The 19,494-nt window shown below is 38.4% G+C and carries 20 protein-coding genes; 3 read left to right on the forward strand and 17 right to left on the reverse strand.

What is annotated here, in order from left to right; genetic code table 11:
• Positions 1-67 precede the first annotated feature (67 nt).
• Positions 68-952, forward strand: a complete 885-nt coding sequence (locus H9655_RS15215; RefSeq protein WP_191815496.1) for a LysR family transcriptional regulator — start codon at positions 68-70, stop codon at positions 950-952.
• A gap of 200 nt (positions 953-1,152) precedes the next feature.
• Here H9655_RS15215 and H9655_RS15220 read toward each other — a convergent pair whose 3' ends face one another.
• Entirely contained in the window at positions 1,153-2,424 is a 1,272-nt protein-coding gene (locus H9655_RS15220) for a cytosine deaminase (RefSeq protein WP_191815498.1), read from the reverse strand.
• The gene (gene codB, locus H9655_RS15225) at positions 2,393-3,670 is read right to left on the reverse strand and encodes a cytosine permease (RefSeq protein WP_191815500.1); all 1,278 of its coding nucleotides are present in this window, start codon (positions 3,668-3,670) and stop codon (positions 2,393-2,395) included. The genes H9655_RS15220 and codB overlap by 32 nt, the downstream gene beginning before the upstream one ends.
• A 549-nt stretch (positions 3,671-4,219) precedes the next feature.
• On the opposite strand from codB, the gene sstT reads away from it, so the two are divergent.
• A complete protein-coding gene (gene sstT / locus H9655_RS15230; protein ID WP_191815502.1) occupies positions 4,220-5,461 on the forward strand; it encodes a serine/threonine transporter SstT in 1,242 nt (413 codons plus the stop codon).
• Positions 5,462-5,487: 26 nt separating this feature from the next.
• Here sstT and H9655_RS15235 read toward each other — a convergent pair whose 3' ends face one another.
• From H9655_RS15235 to H9655_RS15300, 14 genes are all read right to left on the reverse strand, one after another.
• Positions 5,488-6,450: an NAD(P)H-dependent flavin oxidoreductase gene (locus tag H9655_RS15235; protein WP_191815504.1), complete on the reverse strand. Its 963-nt coding sequence runs from the start codon at positions 6,448-6,450 to the stop codon at positions 5,488-5,490.
• Between the two features lie 246 nt (positions 6,451-6,696).
• On the reverse strand, positions 6,697-7,581 hold the full coding sequence (paaX, locus tag H9655_RS15240; RefSeq protein ID WP_191815506.1) for a phenylacetic acid degradation operon negative regulatory protein PaaX: 885 nt from the start codon (positions 7,579-7,581) through the stop codon (positions 6,697-6,699).
• A gap of 71 nt (positions 7,582-7,652) precedes the next feature.
• Positions 7,653-8,429, reverse strand: a complete 777-nt coding sequence (locus H9655_RS15245) for an enoyl-CoA hydratase-related protein (RefSeq protein WP_191815508.1) — start codon at positions 8,427-8,429, stop codon at positions 7,653-7,655.
• A 185-nt stretch (positions 8,430-8,614) separates the two neighbouring features.
• On the reverse strand, positions 8,615-9,820 hold the full coding sequence (locus H9655_RS15250; RefSeq protein WP_191815510.1) for a thiolase family protein: 1,206 nt from the start codon (positions 9,818-9,820) through the stop codon (positions 8,615-8,617).
• Positions 9,817-10,692, reverse strand: coding sequence for a 3-hydroxyacyl-CoA dehydrogenase (locus H9655_RS15255; RefSeq protein WP_191815512.1), 876 nt, complete (start codon positions 10,690-10,692; stop codon positions 9,817-9,819). Before H9655_RS15255 ends, H9655_RS15250 begins: the two co-directional genes overlap by 4 nt.
• Positions 10,693-10,773: 81 nt before the next feature.
• Positions 10,774-12,291 carry an aldehyde dehydrogenase family protein gene (locus tag H9655_RS15260; RefSeq protein ID WP_191815514.1) on the reverse strand — a complete coding sequence of 506 codons (1,518 nt, stop codon included), beginning with the start codon at positions 12,289-12,291 and terminating at the stop codon, positions 10,774-10,776.
• 18 nt (positions 12,292-12,309) lie between these two features.
• Entirely contained in the window at positions 12,310-13,083 is a 774-nt protein-coding gene (locus tag H9655_RS15265) for an enoyl-CoA hydratase-related protein (RefSeq protein WP_191815516.1), read from the reverse strand.
• 14 nt (positions 13,084-13,097) lie between these two features.
• Complete coding sequence (locus H9655_RS15270) at positions 13,098-13,874, reverse strand: enoyl-CoA hydratase/isomerase family protein (protein ID WP_191815518.1); 777 nt, start codon at positions 13,872-13,874, stop codon at positions 13,098-13,100.
• On the reverse strand, positions 13,871-14,176 hold the full coding sequence (locus H9655_RS15275) for an EthD family reductase (protein WP_191815520.1): 306 nt from the start codon (positions 14,174-14,176) through the stop codon (positions 13,871-13,873). Before H9655_RS15275 ends, H9655_RS15270 begins: the two co-directional genes overlap by 4 nt.
• A 13-nt stretch (positions 14,177-14,189) precedes the next feature.
• On the reverse strand, positions 14,190-14,690 hold the full coding sequence (gene paaD / locus H9655_RS15280; protein ID WP_191815522.1) for a 1,2-phenylacetyl-CoA epoxidase subunit PaaD: 501 nt from the start codon (positions 14,688-14,690) through the stop codon (positions 14,190-14,192).
• Between the two features lie 33 nt (positions 14,691-14,723).
• Complete coding sequence (gene paaC, locus H9655_RS15285) at positions 14,724-15,533, reverse strand: 1,2-phenylacetyl-CoA epoxidase subunit PaaC (RefSeq protein WP_191815524.1); 810 nt, start codon at positions 15,531-15,533, stop codon at positions 14,724-14,726.
• A gap of 1 nt (position 15,534) precedes the next feature.
• Positions 15,535-15,873, reverse strand: coding sequence for a 1,2-phenylacetyl-CoA epoxidase subunit PaaB (gene paaB, locus H9655_RS15290; protein WP_191815526.1), 339 nt, complete (start codon positions 15,871-15,873; stop codon positions 15,535-15,537).
• Positions 15,874-15,886: 13 nt separating this feature from the next.
• The gene (paaA, locus tag H9655_RS15295) at positions 15,887-16,837 is read right to left on the reverse strand and encodes a 1,2-phenylacetyl-CoA epoxidase subunit PaaA (protein ID WP_191815528.1); all 951 of its coding nucleotides are present in this window, start codon (positions 16,835-16,837) and stop codon (positions 15,887-15,889) included.
• Positions 16,838-16,957: 120 nt separating this feature from the next.
• Positions 16,958-18,283, reverse strand: coding sequence for a phenylacetate--CoA ligase family protein (locus tag H9655_RS15300; protein ID WP_191815530.1), 1,326 nt, complete (start codon positions 18,281-18,283; stop codon positions 16,958-16,960).
• Positions 18,284-18,774: 491 nt separating this feature from the next.
• Between H9655_RS15300 and H9655_RS15305 the strand changes: the two genes are divergently transcribed.
• Entirely contained in the window at positions 18,775-19,020 is a 246-nt protein-coding gene (locus H9655_RS15305; RefSeq protein WP_191815532.1) for a ferredoxin, read from the forward strand.
• A 115-nt stretch (positions 19,021-19,135) separates the two neighbouring features.
• On the opposite strand, the gene H9655_RS15310 is transcribed toward H9655_RS15305, so the two are convergent.
• On the reverse strand, positions 19,136-19,375 hold the full coding sequence (locus tag H9655_RS15310; protein WP_191815534.1) for a hypothetical protein: 240 nt from the start codon (positions 19,373-19,375) through the stop codon (positions 19,136-19,138).
• Positions 19,376-19,494: the final 119 nt, after the last annotated feature.

Consider the following 19,494-nt stretch of genomic DNA (forward strand, 5'->3'; position numbering starts at 1 on the left):
ATATATAAAAAATATATATATGATAAACTAGTTATATTAAATTACATATGACTAGGAGGTTAAAATAATGGATATTAGACAGCTTCAATATTATAAAACCATCGTCGAACAAGGTAGTATTTCTAAAGCAGCAAAAGTCCTACATATGGCGCAACCGCCTTTGAGCCAAGTTTTAAAGAAGCTAGAAACCGACTTAGGGTCTACCTTAATTCATCGTTACCGGGAAAAATGGGAGTTAACAGAGACAGGAAACATCTTGTACAAATATGCAACACAAATGTTAATGGAAATGCACGTAGTAGAAGAACAAATACAAGAAATCGAACGAGGAGATGCAGGAACTGTCCGAATCGGGGTATCTTCTTCTTGTTCAAATCTGCTTCTTGATTATATCAGCTTGTATCGGGAAGAATTTCCCTATGTCAAAATCAGTATTCTAAACGGAAATACCGAAGAATTATTGAAAAGACTCGACCAAAGAGAAATCGATATGGCCTTTCTATTAAGACCAACGAATAATGAACAATACGAAATAAAAAGTTTGAACAAACAATCTTGTGTAGCGATTATACCAAGTGAATGGGCAGATCAACTGTCTCCTAACAGTACGACTTTTGAAGAAATTGCTTCCTTTCCTTTCATCTTATTAGGAGCACTAGAAGGTTTGACATTCACGGAAAATATTCTTAAGTCCTTTGAAGAAAGAAATTTAACTCCAAATATCATTATTGAATGTAAAGATGTGATGATGGCCATCCAACTTGTTAGTAAAGGCCTTGGAATATCAATAATTCCGCAAATGGACAATTCTCCACAGCTGTTTGAAAATATCGAAGTTCGAGCAATACAATCTTATGAATATCAGATGGAACCCGTGTTTTTGCGCCTTAAAGAAAAGCAAATGTCCAAAGCATCTTGGCACTTTTGGAAAATGATTGGCGGCAAAAGTTAAAGCACAATCTAATCACCCGCTCTCCATTTGAGATGGTGTATGGTCTTAGTAGACTATAATGGAAGGGCATGCATCTTCTTTTTAAAATCGAAAAACTTGATGCATACGCCTTCCTAAAACCAATCTGCTTCCTAAGTAAGCTTTCTTCAAAAATCCGATAGAAAAAACCACAGATTCCTCCGTGGTCATTATCGCGAAATTCACTTTTTAAAATCAATCTGCTCAACATGATCGCCAAATGTAATATTAGTTACTTTTGGCTTCGTTTCAGCTATCACTTTCCCTTCGCGAATAGAATAAAGGACTGTCGCTTGTTTCCTAACGGCCTCATATTCATTTTCTGCCTCAAGGATAATTAAATTCGCCGGTTTGCCTTCCTCAATACCATATTCATCCTCGATTTGTAATGTCTTTGCACTATTTTTCGTAATCAAATCGATTGAATGGACAATTTGTTCATAACCTAGCAACTGTGAAGCGTGAATACCCATATGAAGTACTTGTAACATATTGCCTGTTCCAAGGGGATACCAAGGATCAAAAATATCATCATGGCCGAAGCAAATATTTAGGCCTGCTTCTTGGATTTCTTTTACCCTAGTCAATCCTCTTCTTTTTGGATACGTGTCAAATCTCCCTTGTAAATGAATGTTGACTAATGGGTTTGAAACAAAATTAATGTTAGACATCTTCAGTAAGCGGAACAGCTTATATGTGTAAGCATCGTTATAAGAGCCCATCGCTGTCGTATGACTGGCTGTTGTTCTTGTTCCCAGCCCTCGCTCGTACGCCTCTTTAGCAACAACTTCAACAAAACGTGACTGCTCATCATCTATTTCATCACAATGGATATCTATTAAACGATTGTATTTTTCGGCAAGGTCAAAAGCAATCTTCATCGACTCTACGCCATATTCTCTTGTAAATTCAAAGTGTGGAATGCCACCAACGACATCGACACCCATTTTCAATGCTTCTTCCATCAGCTCTGCCCCACTTGGGTAAGATAAAATCCCTTCTTGTGGGAAAGCGACAAGCTGGATATTAACATAGTCTTTCATTTCTTCTTTTACTTCCAATAAGGCTTTAACAGCTGTTAAGGTTGTATCAGTTGTATCCACATGTGTGCGAACATGCTGAATCCCTTGGGCAATTTGCCATTTTAATGCTTGCTTTGCTCTTTTTTTAACATCTTCAGGAGTTAAGAATGCCTTCCGCTCTGACCATCTTTGGATTCCCTCAAATAAAGTACCACTTCTATTCCATTCTGGCTCACCTGCGGTTAAAGTTGTATCCAGATGAATATGAGGTTCAATAAATGGAGGTAAAGTGAGCGCCCCATCAACATCAATTACTTGTTCTCCAGCTGGAACTTCAATTGATTGTTGTGTAATCTCGTGAAAAACACCATCTTTGATAATTAATTGCCATAGCCCTTCTTTACCCCGTAATTTCGCGTTCTGTATGATCATTTGTGGTCATCCCCTTAGATTTTGATATTTTTGCTACAATGAAAGTTAATATGATATAAATGATTGCTGTGCCAAACAATGCATTAAGAGGTGTAATGCCCGGCATAATTTGGGCAAAAGTAACCCCTAGTGCCCACGCTCCCATGGCCACCCAATTAATGACTTTAAATTTCACTTGCTCAAATCCTTCATAGTTTCTACGTTTAATGAAGAAGTAATCTGCTATAATAATCGCACCGATAGACGGTACGGCAGCACTTAGGATATTTAAGAAACCAACGAAGTTATTGTACATCCACATAGCAAAGATTGTACCAATCAAACCATTTACTACAACAAATACTTTCTTGGAAATCTTCGTAATATTGGCAAAACCAAGCCCTGATGCATATAAGGCGTTATCATTCGTTGTCCAGATATTAAGTCCTAATACGAGTACAGCCGGAATCATCAATCCCTGTAAAAACATGACTTCAGATATATCGGCTAAACCATATGCCATCGCACCGACTGCGCCAAATAAAAACATAAGTGAATTCCCTAAGAAAAAGGCGATTACTGTCGCTGTTACGGCTTGCTTAGAAGTCCTAGCAAACCTCGCAAAGTCAGGCGTCAATGTTCCGCCGCTTATAAATGACCCTATGCAGATGGACAATGCTGCTGCAACTGACATCGTTTGCGCAGGTGTGTAATCCATCAAGCCTTCTAAGCCACCAAAAGCTGAAATTCCTTCTATAACTGAATAACCACCCAAGAGTGTGATTGCTGGTACGGCAATAAACCCTAAAATAACTAATGACTTCATGCCGTAGAGTGAAGTGATTGTCATCGCAATACCGAAACCAAAAATAAGTGCATACACATTCCAATCTAGCGCGGTTGCTACAGGTACAGCAAACATAGCCACACCAACACCAAACCAACCAACTTGTGTAAATCCTAGTAAAAAGGAAGGCAAATACGACCCTTTCTCACCAAAAGCATATTTAGCTAAAAGATGTGTTGACAATCCTGTCTTGGCAGCAATATGTGCAAGCGCACCTGTATATATGCCTAAAAGTAAATTTCCTAAGAGGACGATAACAATAAACTCACTAAAGCTCAGACCTATACCAAGCTCTCCTCCTGCTAACATGCTTGCTGAGAAAAACGTGAACCCTAACATAACGGATAATGTCTTCCAGAAATTATTTCTCTGCGATTTTGGCACCGCTTGCCACGAAAACTCTTGATCGATTTTACTCATTTGTAAATCCCTCCATCAGTTTTCTGATACCAAAAAGCAGAAAAAAAGAGACTAATCATCAGTAAGATCTGACAATTAGCCTCTAGTTTCATTATCTGTAAATGATTAGATATAGTATTTCTCTCTGGAAAATACTATATCACTACAGAAATAATGATATCCGCTGCCCTTGCCAGCCTCTCTGGACTGAATTAAAGGTACCAGTATTTAATTGAGTTTATTATTGCAGATAAAAAAGCGGTCGTCAATAGCTTTATACAGATTATTATTTTACAAGAATATTCCATTTCTACTATCTACTATTTAAGTGATTTAATGATATTTTCATTGAAATTTCATTCGTCAAGACTTTATTTCTAACTTGAGCTATTTCTTTAGTTATTCGATTAAATCCAATTAAGTACATAAAAAATTCACAGATGAATATTTTTTGAAATAATTTCTTATTCCGTTAATGATCTATTCATGATAAACTAATTCCATGGTGTCCATATGGACAAGACAACTGTACATTAGAATATTTTCAAATTTATAACATGGAGGCTCATCATGAAAAACTTCATTAGTAAATGGAACCAAATTAGCTTGGTGAAAAGAATTATTGTCGGTATTGTAATTGGTATTATACTTGCGCTTACGGTTCCTGATGCGGCTAGCTGGGTTTCCATCTTTGGATCATTGTTTGTTGGGGCATTAAAAGCTGTTGCTCCTATACTTGTTTTATTTTTAGTCATACATGCGATTTCCAGCCATAAAAGTGGAAAAGAAACCAATATGAAAATGATTCTTGGTTTATACGCAATTGGCACCTTTTTAGCTGGTGTAGTAGGCGTTGTCGCAAGTAAATTATTCCCTATTACGTTGACATTATCTACCTCTGAGGCAACAGAAATTACACCACCTGGGGGTATTGCTGAAGTTTTAGAAACGTTATTATTTAATATCGTGGATAACCCTGTTAATGCATTAATGAATGCGAATTATATCGGGATTCTTACTTGGGCTATCGTTATTGGGTTAATTTTAAAAAGAGTTGCTGCCGAGTCTACTAAGACGATGTTAGCTAATTTTTCTGATGCAATGACGACTCTAGTTACATGGGTTATCAACCTAGCCCCATTAGGTATTATGGGATTAGTATATGATGCGATTGCTACAAGTGGTCTCTCTGCTTTAACTGAATACGGTCAATTACTTCTATTATTATTGGGTTGTATGTTCTTTGTAGCTTTTGTTATGCACCCACTAATTGTATTTATGTATACTAAAGAAAATCCTTATCCTTTAGTATTTAAGGTGTTAAGGGAAAGCGGGATTACTGCATTCTTTACTAGAAGCTCAGCTGCTAATATCCCTGTAAACTTGACATTATGTAAAAAACTTGGATTAGATGAGGATACTTATTCTGTTTCTATTCCACTTGGTGCAACAATAAATATGGCTGGCGCAGCTGTAACCATTTCTGTCCTTACATTAGCTACAGCTCATACATTAAATATTTCTGTGGATCTTTGGACAGCCATTATTCTTATGGTTGTAGCGGCTATTTCAGCTGCTGGTGCATCTGGCGTTGCCGGTGGTTCACTTCTACTGATTCCACTCGCTTGTAGCCTATTAGGAATTTCAAATGATATCGCCATGCAAGTTGTTGCTGTTGGTTTTATTATTGGCGTCCTACAAGATTCTTGTGAAACAGCACTTAATTCATCATCAGATGTTTTATTTACCGCTGCTGCTGAGAAAGCGAAAGCAAGGAAAGCAAAGAAAAAAGGTAAAGTTTCTGCAGCTTAATGAATAAGAGAGCCATGTCGGCTCTCTTATTTTTGTGTAATACCGTTTAACCCTTCACTCACTTGCTTGATTTGCCGTTCTACTTCTGACATCATCTCAAAAATTAATTCTCTAACAGTTGGAATCGTATGAATTAAACCCACAATCTGTCCACCATTTATAAAGCCGTTTTCAAAATCACCTTCAATAGCCCCTAATACATGCTGTGTTTCCGATGTTTTTGCTAAATATTGCTCTACTGAGTCATTCTCCTGTTCCGCTAGCACTGTTTGGGCATATGGCACATTGATGACCCTTCTGACTTTCCCATGTGGTCTGCCTAAGATCATTGTTGAGAGGTCATCACCCTGAATGATTTTTTTCTTATAGTTTTCATGAAAGGGTGCTTCTTCTGTGGCAATAAACCTCGTTCCCATTTGACAACCACTTGCTCCTAACATCATAGCTGCTGCTAATCCTCTCCCATCACCAATACCACCAGCGGCAACAACCGGAACATTTACAGCTTTGACGATTTGTGGAATTAAAGTAAAAGTCGTGAGTTCTAAACTTGAGTTAATTCCCGCTGCCTCAAAACCTTCCGCTACTAAAATATCTGCCCCTACTCGTTCCGCCTTTATAGCATGTTTCACTGAAGCGACAACGACAATGACTTTTATGCCCGCCTCATGTAGCTTAGCTACGTATGGTGCTGGATTCCCTGCTGATAGAGAAACAATTGGCACTTGCTCTTTTATAACCAATTTCATCATCCCTATCACATCTTCTGTAACAGTCAGGGGAATATTGACGGCAAACGGTTTTGTTGTCATTTCTTTCACTACTTTAATCTTTTCGGCTACTTCTTCAACGGATAATGTACCACACCCGATTGTACCTAAGCCTCCTGCGTCAGAAATAGCCGCTGTTAATTGCGCAGAGCTTATGTTGCCCATCCCTCCTTGAATAATGGGATATTGAATATCTAAAAGAGTTGTTAAGTATTTCATTTTTTCACCACCTGTAATAATAATGTTATAACAAATCTTAATGTATGACAATTCTAAAAAATACAAAATACTTATCAATAAAATATCCACCATGTTCACATGTTATCGGCTCACGCAGAAAAGTTGTACGTGCAATCGATGATAAGGATCTTGCGTAAATACAACTTTCTATTGATAGTTATGTGCAAAAAGGTGCTGTGTTTCAAGGGCAACGAGTAAAAAACGATGGCTGAAATAGCCATCGTTTTATTCTTCACTCATTAAAGGATGCTTCGACACATCATAATCGGCATCTTTTCGTTTGATATCATTATCTTTCCGAAAAATCTCTTCAAAGAATTCATTAGCAGGTTCTGCAAGTAATTTATAATATTGCGTAAATAAAAGTGCTGCATGATTCCCATTCCACTCTACAGGAAGAAGCTCCTTCGGTAGACCTGGATCGATAAAGAGAAATTTACGGTATTCATGCACAAGTAATGTCCTTTCGACAAAGCACTCTGCTTTAGTCATTTTCCCATCTTGAATCATACTTTGATGAATAATATATTGCTTACTATATGTAGAAATAAACTCTTCATACTTTGCTTGAATTTCATCTACTGGCCAACTTCTCTCCACTAATGACAGGCTATCTTGAGGTCCTTTATATTCAGAAACAAAAAAGTCAACATAAGCTTCAATCTCATACTTCTTAACAAGTTGCTTGACTTCTTTTTCTAGGTTATTTGGCGAAATCCAAAAGCCATTTTGAAAACTACCAAAGCCACTCCAAACAAGCTCTTTTCTGAACTCATCCCGAACCTGGCGTTTTTCCTCTGGGATCGAATACATAAGGAAACACCATTTGCCTTTCCAACTATGCGGATTCAGTTTAAATATCCTACCCGCAGCTTCTTCCATCCGATCTTCTCCACGCGGGGTCAAATAATAATAGCTTTTATTCCCTTTCTTTTCAGACTGAACCCAGCCTTGCTTGTACATTCGGGACATTGCTACTCTTGTTGACTGTTCATTATGGCCAAATTCTTTCAGTAGGTGGATGAGCGTACCTATCCAAATTTTATTGCCATAATGACGCAAATAATCTCCATATATCGTAAAGATTAAGGATTGCGTATTATTGCCCATTTCTATCACACTCTTTTTCCATTCGTACTTTATCTTTTATCTTATCTAAAAAAGACAAAGAAACGCAATAGTTATTTCCCTTGAAACACCGGTTGTCTTTTTTCACTAAATGCTTGCAGTGCCTCGACACGATCATTTGTTGGTAACGTCAGTTCATATGCCTTCGATTCAATCGCCATACCGGTTTGAATATCCGTGTTCATCCCTTGTGAGATTGCATATTTTGCCTGGATGAGCGCAACTGGCCCACTTTTCAACATTTGTTGTGCGAAATTGATGCAAGTCGATTGCAATGCTTCTTTCTCTACTACTCTTGTCAAAATTCCTAATCCATATGCCTCATTGGCTGATATTTTCGCAGCTGTAAAGATTAACTCCTTCGCTTTCATCTCTCCAACCACTCTCGGTAAGCGTTGTGTACCACCAGCACCTGGAATAATAGCCCAGCTCGTTTCGGTTAAACCTAATGTAGCATCTTCAACTGCGATAGCAAAATCACAAGCAAGGATCAGTTCAAACCCTCCACCAAATGCATATCCGTTAATTGCAGCAATCGTTGGCATCGGTAAATTGGCAATATCATTGAACACATCACGAATTAAGCGGACATTTCTTCTTGTTTGTTGCTCATTCAATGTTTTTCTTTCTTTTAAATCTGCTCCAGCACTGAAAGCTTTATCTCCTGCCCCTGTGAAAATAACGACACGTACATCGGGATTTAGTTGTATATCCGCTACCGTGTCTTGAAGCTGTTTTAGTGTAGCATAATCAAAACAATTAAGGACATTTGGGCGATTAATCGTTACGGTTGCAATATGATTCTCTAGCTTGAATAATACGTTTGTCATTGGATTTTCCTCCTTTAAAATGTACAAATTGAAACAAACCATTATGGTATTAAAGATGGATGTTTAGTCTATTAGCCTAGTAAATATCTAAATCTTATGGTTAGTAATATCGAGAGTTTTGTCTTTTCACTTACTTCCTATTAAATACCGCAAAGTCCCCTTATACAAGTAGGGGACACCCATCTTTATTCTTCTACATTTTTCACAATTGCAGCAATTCCTTGACCCACCCCGATACACATCGTTGCTAGCCCATATGTTTCTTTTCTACGTTTCATTTCATATATCAATGTTGTTAGAATTCTCGCTCCGCTTGCTCCTAATGGATGACCGAAGGCAATAGCCCCTCCGTTGACATTCACCTTATCTGTATCTAGTTCAAGTTGTTTCATGCATTCTAATGATTGTGAAGCAAAAGCTTCGTTTAGTTCGACCAAGCCAATATCAGCAGTAGATAAATTGGCACGATCTAGCGCCTTTCTTGTGGCATAAATTGGGCCGAGTCCCATGACTGCTGGTTCAAGTCCAGCTGTTGCACCAACAACATAGGATACTAATGGTTTTAGTCCTAACTCTTTTGCTTTATCCGCACTCATCATTAACAATGCACTTGCACCGTCATTAACACCAGAAGCATTGCCAGCAGTAATTGTCCCTCCTTCAAAAATGGGACGTAGTTTAGCTAACTTTTCTAATGAGGTGTCGGGGCGTGGGTGCTCATCCGTATCCACTACTATTTCATTCCCTTTACGATCTTTATAGACAACAGGGACCATTTCCTCTTTAAAAATATTAGCATCTATAGCTTTTTTCGCACGTTGTTGGCTTTCATAAGCAAATGCATCTTGGTCTGCACGGGAAATATTGTAGCGTTGTGCTACATTTTCAGCTGTTTGTGGCATAGAGTCTGTGCCATACATTTCATGAAGCTTCTTATTCGTAAAACGCCAACCAATCGTTGTATCGAACATTTCCATATTACCTCGTGGGTAGTCTTTACTTGGTTTAGCCATCACAAATGGTGCACGCGTCATACTCTCCGTACCACCAGCAATATAAACGTCACCTTCACCGACGGCGATCGCACGTGCTGCATATAAGACAGCATCTAAGCCGGAACCACAGAGACGGTTCAACGTTGTACCTGCAACATCAATAGGTAAACCTGCTAAAAGAGCTGACATACGCCCAACGTTCCGATTGTCTTCTCCCGCTTGATTGGCATTGCCTAAAATGACCTCTTCTATTTGCTCTGCTGGTAAATCAGGGTTCCGATCGACCAGTGCTTTAATAACTGTGGCTCCTAAATCATCCGGACGGACATCCTTTAATGCACCTTTATAGCGACCAATGGGTGTTCTTACTGCATCAACGATCACAACTTCTCTCATTTTACAGGAGCCTCCTCGGTTTTTTTCGTATAATCATAGACGCCTTTGCCTGATTTTCTACCTAATCTACCAGCTTTGACGTATTGCTCAAGTAATGGCGCAGGGCGGTATTTTTCACCTAATTTTTCATGTAAATATCTTAAGTTGTTTAGTCTTGCATCCAATCCTACTAAATCGACTAATTCGAATGGTCCCATCGGATAATTCAAGCCTAATTTAATCGCTTTATCAATATCTTCCGGCGTTCCTAATCCTTCTTGAAGCATGTAAAATGCTTCATTTCCAACAAGCGCACTCATACGGCTAGTTACAAAACCTGGGAATTCATTTACAACCACAGTTTCTTTGCCCATTTTGTCAGCAACACCTTCAATAAAAGCAACTGTGTCATCATTCGTTTCTAATCCGCGAATGATTTCAATGAGCGGCATTTTATGTACCGGGTTGAAGAAGTGCATGGCGATTGTTTTTTCTGGACGGTTCGTATAGGAGCCAATTTCTGTCGGGCTCATTGTTGATGTATTTGAGGCAAAACGACAATGTTCAGGTGCATATTGCTCAATCGTTTCAAAAATGTCTTTTTTAATGCTCGCAATTTCAGGAACGGCCTCAATGACAAGATCAGCATCAGCCACTACTTGTTTCAAGTCTGTTGCATAACTAAGATTCGCCTGAGCCGCGGCTGATTGTTCACTCAAAATTTTCCCACGAGAAACACCTTTTGCAAAAATACTCTCTATCTCTTTTTTTGCACTGTTCAATGCTTCTTCCTTTATGTCATTCAAAACCACTTCGTATCCACCAACTGCACTTACATAAGCAATCCCTCTGCCCATCACACCTGATCCGACAACAACAATTTTACTCATCATGCTCTCCTCCTCTATTTTCCATTAATAAATGAAGGCGGATGCCAAGCGTAAATAGTCTTGGCATCCGCATATGTGTATTCCTTAAATGCCGAATGGGTTCAGCGGTTTGTTCCCAAAGTAAGAAATAATACTTTTTGTTTCTGTATAAAGATCCAATGTTTCAATACATAATTCACGACCGAAACCAGACTGTTTGTAACCACCAAAAGGTGTACCAGGAAAAGCAGAGAATGGGCAGTTCACCATAACAATTCCTGCTTCAATTTTGTTTGCTACTCTTGTTGCTTTTGCTCCGTCTTTTGTCCAAACAGCGGAGCCCAAACCATACACAGTATCATTCGCCAGTTTAACTGCTTCTTTTTCATCTTTGAATTTCATGATAACAACAACTGGCCCAAAGATTTCTTCTTTAACCACTTTCATCTCATGATTCACATTAGCAATCACTGTAGGCTCATACCAAAAGCCATTTTCAAAACCTTCTACTTGCGCACCTTTACCACCCGCAAGAATTTCAGCGCCTTCTTCTTTGGCAGATTGCACATAACCATCAATGACATCCCATTGGTTCTGATCGATAATGGCACCAACATGTGTCCCCTTATCAAATGGGTTACCTAATGTTAATGACTTTGTTTTTGCAACAAATTTCTCTACAAATTCATCGTAAATATCCTCATGTACATAGAGACGAGAACGTGCTTCACAAGATTGACCAGTATTATAGTAAATCCCATAAATCGACCCTACAACAGCTGCATCAATATCCGCATCATCGAAAACGATATTTGGTGATTTGCCACCTAACTCTAATGTTACGCGTTTCAAAGTATCTGAAGCTTTCGCCATTATATCTTTACCAATTGGTGTTGATCCTGTGAAAGCCACTTTATCCACTTTATCGTGCTCAACTAAGTAATTCCCTACATCTTTACCTGATCCAGGAACAATATTTACTACTCCTGCCGGGACACCTGCCTCGATGCAGATTTCTCCTAAAATAATTGCTGTAAGTGGTGTTAAGCTAGCTGGTTTCACAACGATTGAACATCCAACTGCAATCGCAGGGGCAACCTTCCAAGCAGCCATCATTAGAGGATAGTTCCAAGGGATGATTTGTGCACAAACCCCTACAGGTTCCTTTTCAGTATAATTGTGAAATTGTCCTGCCATTGGATTGACTGTGCCACGGTGGCCAACAATCGCGCCTGCATAAAATTCAAAATCCTCAATCGCTTGCATCACTTGTCCTTGTGCCGTGCTTAATGTTTTACCCGTATCAAGCATCTCCAATTCAACGAGTTCATTAAAGCGGCTGCGCATAATAGCAGCGATTTTATTCATAATACGCGATCTTTTATTAACAGGGAACTTCTTCCACTTACCGTTATCAAATGCATCTCTTGCTGCTAACACTGCTTTTTCTGCATCTTCTTTTGACGCTTTTGCTACCTCTGCCAACAATTCACCAGTAGCAGGATTGTAAGTTTTGATTGTTTCTCCGCCTGTGCTTTCCACTTTTTCGCCATTAATTATCAGGTGATAGTAATCTCTCTTCATTGGTACTGCTTCTTTTGCTGCCTCTTGTACTGTTGCCATATCTACCACTCCTAATCTTTATTGTCCGATGTATTCAGGTTGTCTTTTTTCTATAAAAGCTTGAACGCCTTCTTTTGCATCTTTTGTTAAACCAGCAATGCGTTGCCCTTCTGCTTCTTTTTCCAAATAAGCATCTAGTGGAAGATTCTCCGCCAATGTTAAGTATCTTTTAATTAAGCCAATTGCTTTTGTAGGCATTTTCGCTAATTTACTCGCAAATTCCTCTACTTCTTTTTGCCAAGTATCTTGTGGGATAACGCGATTAATCACACCCAACTCTAAAGCTTTCTGCGCAGGGATTTTTTCACCTAGAACAGAAATCTCTATCGCTTTCGCTCTACCAACTAAATGGCTAAGAAAGTGTAAATTACCAGAATCAGGGATAAGGCCAATATTAACAAAAGCATTGATAAAACTTGCTTTTTCTGAAGCGAGACGGAAATCACACGCTAAAGCTAAACTAAATCCAGCGCCTGCAGCTACACCATTCACTGCAGCAATAATAGGTTTTTCACAAGCCATAATGGCTTTTACCATCGGTGTATAATGATTTCTTAGTAAATCACCGTGATTCGTATCATCATTTACTTCGGCTAAATCTTGCCCGGAACAAAATGCTCTACCTTCACCAGTAATAACGATGCAACGTACCTCTTCATCTTTAGCCGCTTGCCTTACTGCATGTGTGATTTCGCGATTCATTTCTGCAATAAAAGCGTTCAATTTATCGGGACGATTCAGCTTGATCCAACTGATTCCTTCGTGACATTCATAATTAATTGTAGTGAACATTGCCAACCTTCTTTCTATTTTCCTTGGAATTTGGGCTTTCTTTTCTCAACAAAAGCATTCATGCCTTCTTTTTGGTCTTCTGAAGAGAAGAGTAGATAGAAGTTTTTCCGCTCATATTGCATGCCTTCATATAAAGAGTAATCAATAGCTTTATTAACAGAATCTTTAATGAGGCGGATGGCTAGTGGCGGCTTTTCTGCAATCATTTTCGCAAACTTTAATGCTTCTTCCTCTAATAGTTCACCAGATACAATTCTATTTACAAAGCCATGAGATTGCGCTTCTTCTACTTGAATACGCTTTGCACTCCATATCCATTCTAATGCGAGCGTGCGACCTACAAGTTTGGTTAAACGTTGTGTACCTCCCGCACCTGGCATCACACCTAGATTCACTTCAGGGAATGAGAATTCTGCACCTTCAGCTGCAATCAATACATCACAACTTAAAGCCAGTTCAAAGCCCCCTCCTAAAACAAAACCTTGTACCGCACCGATAATCGGTTTTTTTATTAATGAAAGACGATCCCAATCTTGAAATTGGTTTAGTAGTTCTAAGCGAATGGGATCGTCATTCGACATTTCATCAATATCTGCCCCTGCTGAAAAGGCTCTTCCTTTTCCCTTGAGTAAGATGACTCTCACGGTATCATCCTGATCATAACTCTCCATTACCTGGACAATTTCTTTTATCATTTGACGATTAAGGGCATTCAATTGCTTCGGGCGATTCAACTCAATAATGCCAATATAATCCTCCACTTTTGTTTCTATAAACGCATATTCTCTCATTCGACTTCTTCACCGATAGCAAAGCTAACAAGTTTACCTGCAAATCCCATGACATCTTTCGCTGATGCTTTACCTTCAGGTGATTTCATGCCATTTTTTAATGCTTCTTGATTTTCATAGTACATTTCACACATTAAATAAAATTTAGGCTCATCCCCTGTTGGTGTACCAACCATTTTCGTTACTTTCATTTTTTGTAATCCAGGAATTTTTTCTGTAATTGGCACGTGTACATTGTAATAATGCTCATCAAATGCTGCCTTATCTTCCGGTTGCTTGTAAAATGCGATTAATTTGATCATTTTAATTTCCCCTTTACATTAAGTTTGATATTGGTTTCATTGCTTCGAATGGGTTTTTACATGATTTACAATATAAAATACTTCGGCAGGCTGTAGGTCCGAATATATTATCAAGCGTGACATAGGTTGACCCGCAATAGGGGCAATCCACATGCCAAGAACCGTCTTCTGTAAAATGCTTTGGAGGTGGAGCAATACCAAATGCCTTTAGTCCTTGTTGTCCTTTTTCTGTAATGCGATCTGAAGTCCATGGAGGTGAAGTTTTAAATGATACTTCTACTGCTTTTACCCCCGCTACACTTTCGATTTGTTCGACCACATTTTTCTTGATGATTTCAAGTGCTGGACATCCTAAAAAGGTTGGAAGCATCGTAATCGATACATGCGAATCATGAATTTCTACATCCTCGATCATTCCTAGGTCTACCACACTCACTGTGCTAATTTCAGGATCCTGAACTAATTCAAGCGCTTCCATAATGTCCTTTTCAGCTACTAAAGTCGATTGATCCATCTCTATTCCTCCTCACATGTTCTAAAAAAAGTCTTACCAAGGAACAGCAGGATTGAGGCGGTAAACCTCTGATAACGTACTTAACGCACGGTCAAGTTCCTCAGTGTGTTCCCCTAAGCGTCCATTTCGATCTGGTTGCTGAATGATGGGTGATTCGATATGAAGCGCTTTCACTACTTCTTTTAGTGCTGCTTCCCATCTTTGTTTTAATACCGTCGCATCTTCAATTAAAGCAAATTCTTTAAAACTTTGAGATGCATTACCATAAGAGAAAACATCACCAAAGTCAGCCATTACTCCATCGATTGCTTTGTTCATACGTTCTTTAGCCTCGTCTGAAGAGGATAATAATTGCGTAAACCATGTCCTCCAGTGCAGATGATGGTAAAACAATTCCATGCTCACTTTTGTGGCTACTTCTGCTAGTGGCTGATAGGTGGTTTTTTTCAATGAATCTATTTTTACTTTTTTCGCTAGTGTATAGAAATAATTGCGTACAACTGCATATGCCCAATCATATCTAGGTGTTTCCATATAGTAGCCTGCACCATTTTCTCGTTCTACTAATATACTATTCTTTCTTTCCTTTGCTGAACGGCCATGTGCCAGATCATCTATTTTTCCATAACCCAACTCTTCTAGTAAGCCGTAATACATTTTCGCATGGCCCATCGTATCTTGGCTGATGGAAGATGAAGCAACATCTTCTTCAATATGAGGTGCCAACCCTAGCCATTCTGAACCTCGGTAAGATAGGAGAAAGTCGTCATCAGCAAGCTGAAATAAAAGCTCGGCAAGTGCTTCTTTATGCGCTGGTGTCATTTCTACTGCATTCGTGCTCATCTTACTTCTCCCCCCAAGATAGAATCTCTTTTTCATCTAACATTTGTTGCTCGTAATGACGCCATTTTTTCTTTAAATAGCCATACCCTTTTGTTGTTCTATATTCTTTATTATCTAACCGATTCAGCATCTGCTTTTCTTCATAATTTAAGCCACGAATTTCTTTACGATTAACCACCCAAATATCCGCTACAGGTTCACGGCGAAGGAAATTCTCCTGGGCCATAATCATAGCCATCTCAGCGTTAGGTGCAAGCAAGCTAAATTGATGTTGAAAGGCTGCTTTTGTTGTTTTTTTACTAAATACTTCGAATTCTTGGAAAAATCCATTGCTACCCATCTGACTTCCTCCTTTAGCTAATTTGACCTAATGCTTCACGCACCCAAGCATTATTTTCATAAGATACGCGGCGAAGATTTAAGCGTTCCTGTGATTTAGGACCATTATTTTTCATTATTTCTTTTAATTTCGACCAATCAGGTTGTTGATAGATCCATTCTTGCTTCTCTTCATCAAAACGAATGGTTTCATCAGGAATCTCTAAACCAAGAGATAGAATTCTAGGTACATATTTTGTGAGGAACGCTTGACGCAACTCTTCATTTGTTTTTGGTCTGATTTTATATTTGATGGTAATATCTTGTTTTGATTTGCCCACTTGGGAACTTGGGGGGCCAAAGAATAACAGCAGTGACTCCCACCATCTTGTCACAGCATCTTGCACCATTTCTCTTTGTTCCTCTGTTCCCTCTGCTAATGCCATGATAATCGCTTCACCATGTTGAGCATGGAAGACTTCTTCTGCACAAATACGATGCAATGCTCTAGAATACGGAGCATAAGAACTGTTAAGCATATTCGTTTGAGTAATGATTGCCGCACCATCTACTAACCAACCAATTAAACCTGCATCTCCCCAACTCGGTGCCGGCATATGGAATACATTGTGAAATTTCAAATTCCCTGTGAAAAGATCATGCATGATGTCATCTCTTGTTTTCCCAGTAGGCTTAAGTAAGTCTTCAGCGACACGCAATAGTAATTGGCCATGCCCCATTTCATCTTGTACCTTTGCCATGATGCCGAGTTTCCTTTGTATAGACGGGGCTTTAGGTACCCATTCTTTCTCTGGAAGCGCTCCCATAATCTCACTGATTCCATGCATAGAAATCAATTTAATTAATGCATTGCGATAATCTTCAGGCATCCAATCATCAGCTTCGATTTGTTCACCACGGTTGATCCGTTCCATAAACTGTTCATACTTTTGTTCTTCTGTTTCCGCTACAACTGAACCACTCATCTACCTTCCCTCTCTTCTCTTTTTTATGATCCATTTTATATAACGTGTTTATAACGATATTATATATTATAGTTATACGATAGTGCAAATTTTTTTCAGATTATTCATTCTAATCTTTTCTTACATGGTTACTTCAGCTTGTCGCTTATCAACGATTCTAACAGCTTTTCCTTCTGATCTAGGGATACTCCTTGGTGGATGTACTTTAACTTTCATCGAAACTAGACAGTTATTTTTCATAGAATGCTGTACTTTTTTCACTAAACCTAAAGTATATCCCTCTAAATCGACACCGTTCGATTTTTGATACATCATTTCATCCATTTCTACATGAAGTTCTATACTATCCAGTACACCATCATTTAATAAATGCACTTGATAAATAGGTGCCAACTCTTCTATTTGTAATAAGTAATGCTCGATTTCAGAAGGAAATACATTTACACCGCGAATAATCATCATGTCATCGATTCGCCCTTTAATTCGTGACATTTTTTTCGTTGTTCTACCACAAGAACAAGGACCAGATTTGACTGATGCTAAGTCTCCTGTACGATAACGAATAATTGGAAACGCTTCCTTCGTTAAACTAGTAAAAACAAGTTCGCCGATTTCCCCTTCAGCTACCGGTTCTAACGTATCCGGGTTGATTACTTCTACTAAGAAATGGTCGTCAGCAATATGCAGACCTTGTTGTTCTTCATGACATTCCATCGCCACACCTGGTCCCATCACTTCACTTAACCCGTAAATATCACTTGCCTTTATACCGAACAACTCTTGAAGTTTTTTACGCATGCCTTCTGTCCATGGTTCTGCACCAAAAATGCCATATTTTAAAGAACTCTTAGCTGGATCTTTGCCTTGCGCTTTCATTTCTTCTGCAATTTTCAATATATAAGAAGGTGTACCTGCAATCACTGTCGGTTTGAAATCCTCAATAATCATTATTTGGCGATCGGTATTGCCACCTGATACCGGAACTGTCGCCATTCCTAATCTTTCTGCACCAAAATGAATCCCTAATCCCCCAGTAAATAGCCCATAGCCATACGCATTTTGAAAGATGCCATCCGGTTCACCACCAGCTAAGGCAATCGCACGAGCAGCTAAATCAGCCCAGTTATCAACATCATTTTGAGTATAACCAACAACAGTTGGTTTCCCACTTGTACCAGATGAAGCATGTACGCGAAGGACATCCTTCATCTCTACCGCAAACAAACCATAGGGGTAGTTATCTCTTAAATCAGTTTTTTTCGTGAAAGGAAGTTTACTTAAGTCATCAAGTGTTTGGATATCATTCGGCGTAATATTTAATTCTTTAAACTTATTTTGATAGAAAGGGACATGTTCAAATACTCGGTTCACAGTTTTCTTTAATCCTTCTAACTGTAGCGCTTCCATTTCAGACTTACTAAAGGTTTCAGCTTTGTGTAGAATCATCTTTTTATCTCCTTATTGGTTAATGTGGCTTTTTCTTTTTGATAGCTTCTCATATAAGTAAATTAATTAATCGTGGAAACACCTCCATTAAACAGTGTTGTTATGTGGAAATTTGTAAGCATTTTTGCAAAAAAGCTTTTGAGCAATAGTCTCCTATAGAAAAAGCCCATTTTTAAAACGCTTTCATTTAAAAAACATATATAAATATAACCTTACACAAGTTTACAACCGTGAAAAGGTTATATTTATTTTCACTTAAATTATCACATATTTTTTTAAATGTAAACAAAAATCAGATATTTGAAAATAAAGAAAATATAATTAAAATAAGTTAACAACAATGGTCTTTAGGGTTCTTACCACGAAATATTTATTTTTAAAATATTTGACAAATGATTATTATCAAATTATCATTCCATATATAACATTATTTAGTTAACCGTATTTTTTAAGTTATAATTAGTATTTGAACTTTTATTGGAGGTTATATCATGGCGAAATATACGATTGTAGACAAAGAAACTTGTATTGCTTGTGGTGCTTGCGGTGCCTCAGCTCCAGATGTGTATGATTATGATGACGAAGGGATTTCATTTGTCATTCTCGATAATAACCAAGGAATTGAACCAATACCGGAAGATCTCCTCTTTGACGTTGAAGACGCCATCGATGGATGTCCAACAGATTCGATTAAATTGGGTGATACACCATTTAAAGGTGTACCCGTTGAATCATAAGATAATTGCCCGGGTACCCAGCGTATTCCGGGTATTGTTCTGTCGGCTCTCTTATTTATATTTGTTAATTGTTTCTTATCAGTTATAGAATACCGTTTGTTTCTTTAAATATTTTTTATGGGCAATGATTTTTTACTTTTGCATTGCTCATATTTTGGTCGCGCTTCTTATTTGCAATGATTTCGGCTTTTCCGTTGCTCACCTCTCTGGCTTCCTTCTTTTTAGCAACGATTTCAACTTTTCCGTTGCTCACCTCTCTTGCTCTTTTCTTTTTAGCAACGATTTCAGCTTTTCCGTTGCTCATCTCTCTGGCTCTTTTCTTTTTAGCAACGATTTCAGCTTTTCCGTTGCTCACCTCTCTTGCTCTTTTCTTTTTAGCAACGATTTCAGCTTTTCCGAGTCAAGTCCTTAATATTGTGTAAAATTCTAAACCACTGTTTTCAACTATTAACTAGTGATATGATTTATCCCCTT

This window comes from Cytobacillus stercorigallinarum (assembly GCF_014836495.1).
Classification (GTDB): domain Bacteria; phylum Bacillota; class Bacilli; order Bacillales; family Cytobacillaceae; genus Cytobacillus; species Cytobacillus stercorigallinarum.